We start from the raw sequence: 12701 nt of genomic DNA on the forward strand, positions 1-12701 counted from the left end.
AGTTATGTATGTTGTTGAATTGGTGATTTGATAAATTTACGCTATTCTCTTCTTTGAAACACCAAAGAAGCAAAGTGTTTTATTGCGGTGCATTTTTAATCGGTTGAAATTCACTTGTGAAGCTAACACATCGAAACCATCGCTGCGCTCGCCGATGCGTTTACGCTTCATGCAGTGTTTCAACGTTCGATTAAAAGTGCATACCGCTGTATTTAGGCTATTTGTGTTTTTCATTCATCATTCCACTTGTATATAGTTTTTTGAGATCCCTCGTTGCCTCGGGATGACAAACTGTATATTTTATTTGGTTTTGTTTGGTGTTAAAGTTTTCTTTGTTTGTCATGCTTTAAGTATCCTTTAGACTCCTACGGAGTGACAAACGGTGTGTTTTATTTTATTTGGTTGTATGGTTTATTTGTTAAATTGATGATTTGGTTGCTGAGCTTGTCGAAGCATCGGTTTTTTTACATCCCCCTTAATCCCCCTTCAAAGGGGGAGTGTTGGGAGGTTATAAAAATACTAAAAATAAAACCACGCATGCAACTAACTAAAACCACGCGTGGTTAAAAAAATACATAGGTGTTTAAAATAATCTTTTTTTTTCTAAATTATTGTACGCTGTTTCATAGTTTGTTAAAAATACTTGTGCTTCGGTAGTGGTTGGTGCAGAAAAGTTTAATGGTTTTAAATCGTTATAAAGTAGCACTTGCATAGAAGCCGAATCTAACCGTACTATTTTTTCAGCTAGGGTACTGTTACTCGTGCTACTATAATTATTGGTATAGCTTTGCACCAATTGTCCGGCAATAAATGCCCAATCGGTTCGTGCAGGTTTTGCTGTATGATTATTGTTTGGTACTTGTGATGAATCTACAAATTGTTCTTCGTCAGTAAACGAACATGCTGCGATGCAGATTAAAAAAACAAAATAAAAAAGATGGGTAATTTTATTCATAATATGTAGTTTTTAAAAATGATTTATAGTGGGGTTGATTTTGTACGTGGTAGGAAGTAATCAAATGTACACCCATGGTTTCGTATGTGCAAAAAGTTGTTGTGCACTTTGATCAAAATGCAGTTGCAAAATCGTAAAAACCATTGATTAACAAGGTTTTATGTTTCAGAAAAAAAGTTGTACATTTGGATAAACCAATCCAATATACCTGAAAAATGCGCTTTTTATACCTGCTTTTTTATCTATTTACAGTGTCATTTTGCGCCACTGCCCAATCTGATACCAAAAAAAATATCGCCCGTCACTCTTTAAATGAGATGCGCGAAAAACTAAATGTGCTTACTAAAAAAGATTCGGTTACTTATTACAATTGGTTACATGCTTACATAAAAAAAGTGAAGGCTTCGCAAAATAGCGAGCATTTATTTAATGCATACAAACACTTTGTTTTTACTACTGATGATCCGAAAGTGATGCATCTTTTTACCGATAGTTTAACCCAACAAGCTTTAAAAATTAATGAACCTCTTCATCTTATTGATACCTATCAAATACGTTCCACCGTTTTTTATATCGAGAAAAATTACCAACAATCTTTAGCATACGAATTAAAAGCATTGCAGTTAATTGATCAAAAAAAGCACGCATACGAATACCACAAATCGTTATATGCCATTGGGCAAACCTATTTTTATCTGCAGCAATATGAAGATGCTTTGGCTTATTTTGAAAAAGCCCGTAAATTTTTTGAAGGTTCTAGCAGCTACAAATATCAGTTGGGCTTCATGAATTCGATTCGGTATGAAGCGCTCACACATACCTATTTAAAAAATTATTCGTATAGCAATGAACTAGTTGATAAAGGTTTTTCGCAACTCCCTAAAATTACACCCGATGAACAAAATTTTGAGAAAGCTTATATCAATTACGTATATGCTTTAAACCTGCACTTTTTAAACGACTACCAAAAAAGTATTGCCACGTTTAAAAGTGCTTTGCCCGAAATTATAACAAATGAAGATTATGCCAACGAAAGTATTGCGTATTATTATATAGGTGTAAACTACTGGAAATTGGGCAAAAAAGAAGATGCAATTGCTTATTTTAATAAGGTGGATGCCTTTTTTCAGGAAAAAAACTATGCAAATCTGGAAACGAAAGAGGCCTATACCTATTTGATGGATTATTACAAACAGCAAAAGAATGAAGAAAAACAGTTGTATTACACCAATCAATTGCTAAAAGTGACCGTGTTTTTGCAAAACGAATACCGTTTTTTAAGCACCGCTTTGCACAAGCAGCTTGATATTAAATATTTAGAAAGCGAAAAAGCGCGTTTGGAATATTCGTTGCAAACTAAAAGCCGATTATTTACAGCAGCTATTGTGGGCGGATCGCTTCTTTTAATAGGATTTGCTGTGGCACTGCTATGGAACTACCTGAAAAAGAAAGAATATTCAAAAAGATACAACGAATTGGTTGCCCAACGCAAAAACGCAAAAGCGGAAGAAAAAACGCAACTTACAGAAATTGCAAAACCAGCACCTGTTGTTGCAGATGTTCCAACTAATGTCCCAGAACCTTCTACAGTAGTGGATGTGAACACTCAAGAAGAAGTTAGGGTAACAGAAGTCCCTGCTTCTATAGAGGCATTGACTGCAACGCCTGAAATTTCACAACCCGTTGAAAAAGAAATAAATAGCAATTCTAAGAAAAACGAACGCTCAACTGTTACCGGAGCAAGCAATAAGGTGTGGGAAAGTATCACGCAGTATTTAGAAGTTTTTGAAGAAAATCAAGGTTTTTTGGATCCAAATATAAATTTGAATCAATTGGCCGTTTTGTTTGAAACCAACCGAAGCTATCTTTCAAGTTATATCAATGCAAGTAAAGAAAAAACTTTTAACGATTATGTGAACCAATTGCGTATTGATTATTTGCTGGCACAATTTGAGAGCAATCCGCAATGGATTCATTATAAAATCAGCCACATTGCTGAATTATTGGGTTTTCCAAGCAGCAGAAGTTTTTCAAACGCTTTTATTAAATGCACAGGCATTTCTCCGTCTTTTTATATTGGTCAACTAAAAGAAGAAGCACAAACATAACTCGTGGTGTGTTACTGTAGTTAAAATAAAAAGTCCTAAAACAAATTTGGGACTTTATTATATTCATCATTTTAAATTACTTCATGAACTTAACACCACTATAATTTATGAATTCGAGACTATTTACCGATAAAATTTTACCTAATCTAGACATTGTTCTTGCAACTTGTCTTCCTTTCACAAGTGTAAAAGTTAAGTCTGTATCATTTGTAAACTTGCTATTTAATTCGGACGCATTAACTGTAATGGTTTTGTCTTTGTTTTTAAACCTTTTTAACAATTGTTTGGGTCTATTTCCGGCACCTACAGAGTTTGCTTCATAAATTATTAAAATCATATCAGTATTAGGATTTCCAGAAGAATCCCATGTAAGTTTTAAATCTGAATAAGAGCGAATTACAGTACGTGGTGCGCCAACAATACCCGCATTGGAAGCTGAAACTTCTAAACCCTCCACTTCAAAACGGGTGAATCTACTTATTAATTCAGCTTCAATATCTAAATTAAAATAAGGACTCGCTTCACTAGTTTCAACAGATTTTAAGTTAATGTTATTACCAAATAGCTCATTTTTATCAATAGCTAATTGACTGGCTTGTTCACTGCTGTAAGTTTTTTGATACTCTTCATTTTTACTTAATAATATTCTATCATTTATTAATATCCCTCCTACTTGATCTTCATCTGAAAACGAACCAATTATATTTAAATAGCCATCATCAATTACTGGTTCATACGGTGTTAAATTAACTGTACTGGTAAAATCAATAGAACTATCAAACTCTGAATAACTGTCTTCACCTATTAACTCTTTTAAAAGGTTATTTGTAGATGGTTGATTGTCCATAGAAACTTCATCTGTTTTTTCACATGATATAAAAAATATCGATGCTAAACTTAAGGTTATTATTTTTCTCATATTAAAACTCTTTTAAAAATATTTAACAACAATTATTATCCTTTAATTTTAAATTATTATATGACTGATGATCTTATACAGTTTTATTTATAAATTACTAAAATTCAAATATAAAACATTAATAATTACAACTCATAGTGCATTATCAAAAAAACATAACACACTGATATTCAAAGCTTTTTTTTACCACAGACATCGAATGCAACACATTCAACAAAGGTGGATCATCTTTATTATTTGCTTAAAGTAATATGGAAATCTGTGCATCTGCGGGAATTCTATAATGCACTACGTGTTAATTACAGCAATTACAACAAATCATCATCGGCAAAACTAAAATATCCGGTTTGGGTGATGATTAAATGATCTAAAAGCTGAATGTCTAAACTTTTTCCCGCCATTTTGATTTTTTGAGTAATGTCTTTATCTGCTGTACTGGGTGTTAATTGTCCCGATGGATGATTGTGCACAATAATGATTGATGTAGCTAAATACTCTAAAGCGGTTTTGAAAATCAAACGAATATCAACTACAGTTTGAGTGAGTCCGCCTTTGCTTAGTTGCAGTTTATAAATCACTTTGTTGCTGTTATTGAGCAATAAAACCCAAAACTCCTCGTGTGGCAGATCGCCAATAATGGGTTGCATGAGTTTACACACATCGCCGGCACTGCCAATTTTGGTAAGCTGTTTTGTTTCTGAAAGTTGCAATCGTTTTGCCAGTTCCAATGCCGCTACAATGGTGATGGCTTTTGCCTCGCCAATGCCTTTAAACTGCATTAAATGTTGAATGCTTTGCTTTTGAAGTTGATGCAATTGATTGTTGTTTTGCTGCAAAATACGTTTGCACAAATCCACAGCGCTTTCATTGCGACTGCCCGACCCTATCAAAATAGCAATTAATTCGGCATCGCTCAATGCATTTTTTCCTTTATACAACAATTTTTCGCGTGGTTGATCGTCTTCACTCCAATTTTTTATAGAGAAATGTTTATCTTCGTTACTCATGCCCAAATAATTAACGCTTATAAATATATGAAAGTATTTTTATTTTTTTTGATTTTAGTTGGATTTAGTTCGTGCACTTTGAAAAGTCAGGAAGGTTTTAATGCTGCATTAATTTCTTCTGATGAAACCACCACACAGAAAGATACCATTACCGATGATGTTTCTGATTTCAGAAAAAAACTGTCTGAAAAAGCCCTTTCTATCATTGACGCTTCGGTTCGATACACGCCCGATTATGTAGCTATTGATTACCCAAATGGCGATGTGCCTGCAAAAACCGGAGTTTGTACCGATGTGGTGATCCGATCGTACAGAAAACTTGGCATCGATTTGCAAAAAGAAGTGCATGAAGATATGCGTGGACATTTTAGCAGCTATCCGAAAAATTGGGGAGCTACTAAAACCGACACCAACATTGACCACCGAAGAGTGCCTAATTTAGAAACTTTTTTTACGAGAAAAGGAAAGAAATTGCCCGTAACACAAAACCCAGACGATTACAAAACCGGAGCTATTATCACGTGGATGATTAACGACAAGTTGCCGCATATTGGCATTGTGACCAACCAACTTTCTAAAGACGGCAAACGACGATTGATTGTTCACAACGTGGGCGGCGGACAGGTATTGGAAGATTGTTTGTTTAAATACACCATTGTGGGGCATTTTGTTTATGAGGGGTAATTGTTGTATTTTGGATTATGTTTTCTAAAATCACTTTTGCTTTCAAAACTATGATTACCTAGAATATCATGAAGATTCAATTCACGAATTAATCCCAATTTATAATAGTGAATTAATTCTTTTCTAAAAGAAAACATGTGAATTTCGTTCAATAGTTTAAATTGATATTTATTAACTGCTCCATCTTTAAAATAAACAGTCAAAAAATTGTTGATTCCTAAAGAATATAAAGGATCATATAAAGTATTACTTGGTCTTCTTCTATCTTCAAAATCGTAACAAATAATTTCTATTAATCTAAAATCAGAAAATTCAATTCGTTTGTTCATGATTTCTAAAAAATCATTATGAAAATGTATTTTTCCAATAATATTATAGGCAATATTTTCACTTCTATACAAATTACCTAGTTGTATATAAAAAAAGTAGATTAATATATATACTACAAGAAGAATCGCAAGGAAAACTGCAATAAAGTCAGGGAGATATTTGTGTAAAAACAGTGCTATTACTATTAAAGGAAGAATCACAAACCATCCTTTATCTATAAAATTATAGAATTTATTTGGTGGTTCGGGCAGAACCTCAACAATACTTAAACCTTCTTCAGTATACGCTCTCATAAAATCGTTTTTTACGAATGTACTAAATTGTAATTATACTCTTAATTTTTCAAACAAAAAATCCTACAAAGGTTTTAAAAACTTTGCAGGATAAACTATCATTTAAAGATGCTTTAAATTATTCTATAATACTTTGAACCTCATCAAAATTCAGTCCGCCGTAATTGCCGGAACTCATCAATAATAAAACCGAATCGGTGAAATCTTGTACCAATAAAAACGATTTAAACGCTTGGGGATTGGTGTAAACTATTAAATTTTCACATTGAAAAGCTTGTTCAATTTGTTCTTTTGTCACTTCTTCCAACTTTTTAATAGCAACCGCATCGGGCGAATAAAATACCACCGCAACATCGGCAGCATCTAACGCGCCTTGATATTCGGTTAAAAACTCGGCATTTAAACTACTATATGTGTGCAATTCCAAACAAGCAATCAATTTTTTATTCGGATACTGTTTTTTAACCGCCTGCGTAGTTGCCGAAACCTTACTTGGCGAATGGGCAAAATCTTTATAAGCAACCGCTGTTTCTGTTGCAGCAATTTTTTCTAATCTTTTACTTGCGCCTTTGAACGATGCAATGGCTTCGTAAAACTCGGCTTCATCGATCCCCATGTTTTGACAAATCCATTTTGCACCTGCCAAATTACTTAAATTATGTGCACCAAAAACCTCAATAGGCATTGCTCCGTCTAAAGTTTCTAAATACGTAATTCCGTTATCGATTGAATATTCAGGTAACGAATACGGCATTTTGCGGATTGGTTTTTCGGCTTCTTCAGCAATTTGTTTTACAACCGCATCGTCTTCGTTATAAACAAGAATTCCGCCGTTGGTGATTTTATCGATAAATATTTTAAACTGCTCTACATAGTTTTCAAACGTTGGAAACACATTGATATGATCCCACGCAATACCGCTTATTAAAGCAATATTGGGTTGATATAAATGAAATTTCGGGCGCAAATCGGTGGGAGATGACAGATATTCATCGCCTTCAATCACCATAAAATCATTTTCTTGGGTTAAATGCACCATGTTAGTGAAACCCTCTAACTGTGCGCCAACCAAAAAATCGACTGCTACATTATGATAGTTCATTACATGCAGAATCATAGAAGTGATGGTTGTTTTTCCGTGCGATCCACCAATAACCACGCGGGTTTTGTTTTTTGAATGTTCAAAAATAAATTCTGGATACGAGTAAATTTTCAATCCTAATTCTTGCGCTTTCAACAATTCCGGATTATCTGCCTTTGCGTGCATTCCCAAAATTACGGCATCAATTTCATTGGTGATTTTTTCTGCAAACCATCCTTCTGCTGCAGGAAGCAATCCTTTTGCCTGCAAACGCGATTTCGATGGTTCAAAAATAGCATCATCGCTGCCTGTAACTACATCTCCTTTATCGTGTAAAGCCAAAGCCAAATTGTGCATGGCGCTGCCGCCTATTGCTATAAAATGTACGCGCATTGTTTTTTATTTTAATAACAAAACTACATTTTTTTAGGGGAATTGGAAATAGAATCAAGAAGAAAGAATAAAGAGATAAGATTTTTATTGCTCTACGAAAATTAAATCTTCTTGAGATTCCTCCTTCGTTGGAATGACAAACTGAAACAAAAAAAGAGTAAAAACATGATGCTTTTACTCTTTTAATTTATAAATTGCTTTTATTATGCTTCTTTAGGATCTGGTCCGTATTCGTTTGACCCTCTGTCTCCTTCTGTTGCTAACAACACAATGTTGTAAATAGGAATTAGAATATACCAACCGCTTTTACCAATATCATGCATTCTGCGTATTGCTACTGCTATACCTGGAACTAATACGGCTAACGAATACAAATTACCAAGTAAAGGTAAATTGATCAACCCTAAAATAAAGCCAATAACAATACTAATAATTACGTTTACTAGAAAGAAATTCCAGTATTCAGCGCGACGCGCTCTTCCGTTAAAATTTGCGTAATTTTCAAAAACTACTTTTTTGTACCAATCAATCATAAATTTTTTTTTAAATTTTTTCTACTCTTTTCGCGTCGGATTTTCGATTCCTCCGTAATAGCAAAAATAAATTTTTAATTTAATAATTCTAAAAAAAATCATAAAAAAAGAGTAAAAAACATTGTCTTTACTCTTTCTTCTTTCCTCTATTTTCTTTTATCTAAATTATTGTAACCCTAAATATTTACGGAAATAACCACATTCTGCAATTACATCTTGATAGTATTTAGTGTCGCTGTAATTTGTTTTTAGATCTACAAAGCCTTGCCACTTCTGAATTACCGGTCCATCGGGATAACCCCAATAACTTCTTGTAGAGAAATATTTGTTGTAGTAAAAATCATTGCGTTGGGTTTTTGCCAACATATATGCCATTTTTGCTTTTTGTTCGTTATCGGTAGCTGCTTTTTGGGCTATGTTGTAATATTTTCTAACGTTTTCCATACTGTACAACATTTTGCTGTGTTCGTTGCTGATACTGTTTCCGTATTCGTCAATGATGTTGTTGTAGTAAAAAAATCGGGCGTTACCAAAGTACGATGTATTGTAAAAAGCATTACCAACCAACAGCGCATTGTTATACACATCTTCTCCAGCAGCAATTTTTTCTTTCATTTCTTTAACCTTGTACAGAAAATCGAGTTGTGAATATTTCACCGATTGTTTGGCTGCATGATCGCAATCGTTACAATCTTTAATTTTTCCGTTGAACGGATTTCCTGGTAACTGTGCTTTTTTATAATCCACCATTTCGGTTTCATATTTGTCTTTTTGCCAATTATATGTTTTGCTTTCAAAAGGCGTGATCTTTTCAAACTCGGCAATTGCTTCATCTATTTTATCTTGATAGAACAAATATATACCGCGGCTTTCATAAATATCTGCCAATTTATACGGATAAACGCCTACAAAAAGATCTTGCCAAGCCGAACGCTCACTGCTCAACAACAATTTTTCCATGGCGATGCTTTGCTTTTGATCTTTATAAAAACCTTTAATTGAATAGGTTAATTCCGACATTAATCCATTGCCCTGTTTTTTGTAAAGCGAACTAATGTATTTTTTTGTAAACGAATTTAAATAATCAATTCTTCCTTCGGTTACATAGTCTTTCACTGGAAATTTATCTTCATAAAACAACCAATTTACATCTTCTATCAATTTCCCTTCGGCTTTTTGATTCATTTCATCGGTACTTAAAAGGTTGTTGAACAAGCGTAAACTGCGTACCTGATTTTTTTGATTAGCATTTTGTGATAAAGTATGCGCTTCTTTCAATAACTTATCGGCTTTAGAATAATCGCCAATCAATGAATTAAAATAAGCCGCGGTGGTTTTCCAAATATACGGATTGTGCACTTTCGCATCGCTTGCTACGTCGTTGATCCACTTAACCTCAGCCGCACTTACTTTGTCTTTCAACTCTTTTTTAATTTTCCCAGCATCGATATCCAATTTTTCGTATGCCGTGTAGGTGTTGATATTTTGCTCGTTGATATTCACCCAGCGCGACAACAGAAAATCAATATGTGGCGAGTTCGGGTTCAGCTTATACAAATCCTGCATGGCACTAAATTCATTGGTATAATAGCCTTGCAAAGCGTATAAGGTTTCTTTGGTATTTTGGTCTGAAGCTTGGCTTAATGATGCTTTAAAAGCAGTTTCATCTAAAGGCTTATAATCAAACAAAGCCGATGCCATTAAAGGTTTGCATTGATGAAAAACTTGTGCAAACGTGGCATTTGCTTTTTCGTAATTCTTTAAATTTTTATACGCTCCGCCCACATAATTCATGGCTTGATAATACAAGTTGTTTTTCGGCTGCTCGTTTTGGGATTCATTAAAAAAAGGAATTACTGAACCGCGGTCTGCTGAATAAAATTTAGACCGAACCACCTGAAACCACATACGGTTTTTAAAGAATTCGTCTTTCTGAGTCACATCTTTTTTGTACAGATTTTCCACTTTTGTGGTAAAATCACTATCGGCATTGAGTTGTTTTCGGTTGTCGTAATCCCAATAATTATAGGTTTGGTTGGAATAGGTTTCAATACCGCGCGCCAACATGATAAATAACACGAATTTTTGTGTTTTCTCGTCGGAAGTATCCAAAGTGAATTTAAAATTTTGCTTTTTAAACTCGACTTCTGCATTCTTAGACTGGCTAATGGTGCGCAAAGGAGCATCTAAACTTTCATCATACAAGAAATATTCCACCGTTTCGGGCGAGTATTTTTTTAAGTAGTTTGTCCAATCTGCAACGTTTTCTGCTTTAAACAAATCGGTGGTCGATTGCACATTGTAGCCATAGTAAAATATAAAATAATCATCGTAAAAAAACGGTTCATATTCTTTGTTGTTCACTGTGATTTCGGGCGAAAAAAGCGAAGTGTAACCCGCACCCCACTCACCTCCTGCACAAGCGTATATATATGCGCCGTAACTTAAAACAGCCGTTAAACTACCAGCTGCTAACAGTTTTAAAATCTTTGTTTTCATAAGCTTTTAAATTATTTTCATTTAAATCGTAAAATATAATTTCGTTGGGTTTGTGTTTGCTATTTTGTTTAATATCGTGCATCATTTCTTTTAACTGATTGGCACTTACAGCTTCTATTTTAATTTCATCGTCTTTTGCCAAATACCTGCCTTTAAAAACAACATCTTTCAATACTTTAAATCGATTTTCACTGATTTTTTTGAATTCATCTCCCGTTAAATCGTTCACTCGCAAACCACCGATCAAATTGGTTATTTGATTATTTCGCACATGAACGCCCCAACTAAAAACGGGCAATGCAATGTTTAAAGGTAGTTTATAATTTTGTAAAGATGCTACATATTTTTGTGCTATTTTTTGAGAATAGATGGAATTTTCGTTATCCGAACCAATAACGCCCATATTGTAATACATTAACACACCGTTTTTTACAGGTGGAATTCCGGTTTTTTCGGGATATTTTATTTGATGCAAGCGAATGGTAGCCGTTACGTTGGGATGCCATTTTTTAAATGCTTCAAGAAACTGAAAATAGTTTTGTTTGGATTGAAGACTCCAATCGCAATCAAACTGAATTTCATTTACCGATACATCTGCCGATTGATTGATTTGTTGGATATAATGATACACCTTTTCAGCCAAGCTGTCGGTTTGCGTTGTTTGCAAAAACACTTCATTTTTGATATAAACAACCGGCACCACTTGATATTTTTTTGGTGATTCATTAAAAACAATAGGTGCAACGGGAATGGGTTCTTTGTTTTGTAAACCAATATCAAAATAGCGAATGTAGAGTTTTTTAACCTGCAAATCGGTTAAAGAATTTTGTTCAGCAGGCGACAGTGCAAAAGTGGTTCGCCAAAAATAAAAAGCAGTACTTACGGGTTCGGTTTTAGCCGTACATGCAATTACTAAAGCCATAAGAACCACCAACAATCCTATTTTTTTCATAGTGCAAAGAAAAAACTATTCTTGCAAATTTGTATTACCTTCGGTTAACAATTTAATTTCGTTTGTTTGCACGGCATCTTCGTATCGAACAAAAACCGGTGTTGCGCCCAAACCTTTACAGGTAAAAAACACGGTGTAGCCTTTTTTGTCGTCGCCCGAAACATTTATGGCTTTTATCATTAATTTTTTGTTCATATTATCGGCACGCAGATAGGCATCGTTTTGCGTAATGTACATATAACGTTCAAAATTGCTTGGATTGTTAATTTGCAAGCTATCCCCTACTTTAATGGTAGCAGCATCTTTAGAAACATATTCGGTATAAGTACCCGCTTTGCCGAAATTGCCGTATTCGGTGCGTTTCACCTTTTTTTGTGCCCATACATTTTGACCAATTACTATTAAAAGAAGAAGAATTAGTCGTTTCAATTGGATGTTTTTCATAATGAACAGCTTTTAATTTCAATTAAAAGTAATGAAATTTAATGTAAAAATATTATTTTAGATAAAAAATTGTAAAGCAATGATTATTAAAACTTACCGTTCAAATATCATTTTTATCTTAAGTGTTATTCTAATAAATGCCTGTAATTCAAGTATAGATACTAAAGAATATCCCATTGTTTATTCATCAAAAAACACGCAATTTAATATGTTTTTTTACAATGGAAATTTTCCTATTGACGCAAAACTAATTCTTAATAAAGATAAAAGCTATTTTTCTGAAACATGTGTTTTAAATGAAAAAGGTATATGGAAAGTAAAAGATGATTCTATATTTTTATTTTGTAACGAAAGAACTTTTAAAGATAAAAACTTGTATAAAATTGATTCGTTAAAACAAGTAGTAATTTGTAGAGATACTCCGGAGATTTGGGTTATAAAAAATAACCGAATAAAACAAGTTGGTAGTAACGCTCTTTTATTTGAATAAAAAAATGACAGAG

At 33.7% G+C, this 12701-nt stretch carries 13 protein-coding genes; 3 read left to right on the top strand and 10 right to left on the bottom strand.

Translation table 11 applies throughout. The features are described from left to right. Positions 1 to 36: 36 nt before the first annotated feature. Both MG290_RS06365 and MG290_RS06370 read right to left on the bottom strand, forming a co-directional pair. A complete protein-coding gene (locus MG290_RS06365; protein WP_264562984.1) occupies positions 37 to 171 on the bottom strand; it encodes a hypothetical protein in 135 nt (44 codons plus the stop codon). A 412-nt stretch (positions 172 to 583) separates the two neighbouring features. After that, a complete protein-coding gene (locus tag MG290_RS06370) occupies positions 584 to 955 on the bottom strand; it encodes a hypothetical protein (RefSeq protein ID WP_264562985.1) in 372 nt (123 codons plus the stop codon). 215 nt (positions 956 to 1170) lie between these two features. Here MG290_RS06370 and MG290_RS06375 point away from each other — a divergent pair, with 215 nt between their 5' ends. Then, on the top strand, positions 1171 to 3063 hold the full coding sequence (locus tag MG290_RS06375) for a tetratricopeptide repeat protein (RefSeq protein WP_272586373.1): 1893 nt from the start codon (positions 1171 to 1173) through the stop codon (positions 3061 to 3063). Between the two features lie 76 nt (positions 3064 to 3139). Here the strand turns inward: MG290_RS06375 and MG290_RS06380 are convergent, their stop codons facing one another. Beyond that, positions 3140 to 3982 carry a hypothetical protein gene (locus tag MG290_RS06380; protein ID WP_264562988.1) on the bottom strand — a complete coding sequence of 281 codons (843 nt, stop codon included), beginning with the start codon at positions 3980 to 3982 and terminating at the stop codon, positions 3140 to 3142. A 308-nt stretch (positions 3983 to 4290) separates the two neighbouring features. Then, on the bottom strand, positions 4291 to 4989 hold the full coding sequence (gene radC, locus MG290_RS06385; protein ID WP_264562989.1) for a RadC family protein: 699 nt from the start codon (positions 4987 to 4989) through the stop codon (positions 4291 to 4293). Between the two features lie 27 nt (positions 4990 to 5016). Here radC and MG290_RS06390 point away from each other — a divergent pair, with 27 nt between their 5' ends. After that, positions 5017 to 5673: a DUF1287 domain-containing protein gene (locus MG290_RS06390; protein WP_264562990.1), complete on the top strand. Its 657-nt coding sequence runs from the start codon at positions 5017 to 5019 to the stop codon at positions 5671 to 5673. Here the strand turns inward: MG290_RS06390 and MG290_RS06395 are convergent. From MG290_RS06395 to MG290_RS06420, 6 genes are all read right to left on the bottom strand, one after another. Continuing rightward, a complete protein-coding gene (locus MG290_RS06395) occupies positions 5661 to 6296 on the bottom strand; it encodes a hypothetical protein (RefSeq protein ID WP_264562991.1) in 636 nt (211 codons plus the stop codon). The two genes, MG290_RS06390 and MG290_RS06395, sit on opposite strands and share 13 nt — an antisense overlap. A 118-nt stretch (positions 6297 to 6414) precedes the next feature. Further along, the gene (locus MG290_RS06400) at positions 6415 to 7770 is read right to left on the bottom strand and encodes a UDP-N-acetylmuramate--L-alanine ligase (protein WP_264562992.1); all 1356 of its coding nucleotides are present in this window, start codon (positions 7768 to 7770) and stop codon (positions 6415 to 6417) included. Positions 7771 to 7973: 203 nt separating this feature from the next. Beyond that, the gene (locus MG290_RS06405; protein ID WP_264562993.1) at positions 7974 to 8303 is read right to left on the bottom strand and encodes a DUF805 domain-containing protein; all 330 of its coding nucleotides are present in this window, start codon (positions 8301 to 8303) and stop codon (positions 7974 to 7976) included. Between the two features lie 165 nt (positions 8304 to 8468). After that, complete coding sequence (locus MG290_RS06410; RefSeq protein ID WP_264562994.1) at positions 8469 to 10802, bottom strand: DUF677 domain-containing protein; 2334 nt, start codon at positions 10800 to 10802, stop codon at positions 8469 to 8471. Then, the gene (locus MG290_RS06415) at positions 10765 to 11754 is read right to left on the bottom strand and encodes a hypothetical protein (RefSeq protein ID WP_264562995.1); all 990 of its coding nucleotides are present in this window, start codon (positions 11752 to 11754) and stop codon (positions 10765 to 10767) included. Before MG290_RS06415 ends, MG290_RS06410 begins: the two co-directional genes overlap by 38 nt. A gap of 15 nt (positions 11755 to 11769) precedes the next feature. Then, on the bottom strand, positions 11770 to 12198 hold the full coding sequence (locus MG290_RS06420; RefSeq protein WP_264562996.1) for a hypothetical protein: 429 nt from the start codon (positions 12196 to 12198) through the stop codon (positions 11770 to 11772). A gap of 79 nt (positions 12199 to 12277) precedes the next feature. Here MG290_RS06420 and MG290_RS06425 point away from each other — a divergent pair, with 79 nt between their 5' ends. Then, positions 12278 to 12688 (top strand): hypothetical protein, encoded by a 411-nt coding sequence (locus MG290_RS06425; RefSeq protein ID WP_264562997.1) that lies wholly within the window; start codon positions 12278 to 12280, stop codon positions 12686 to 12688. The last annotated feature ends 13 nt before the right edge of the window (positions 12689 to 12701 follow it).

This window comes from Flavobacterium sp. CBA20B-1 (assembly GCF_028473145.1).
In the GTDB taxonomy this organism is placed as follows: domain Bacteria; phylum Bacteroidota; class Bacteroidia; order Flavobacteriales; family Flavobacteriaceae; genus Flavobacterium.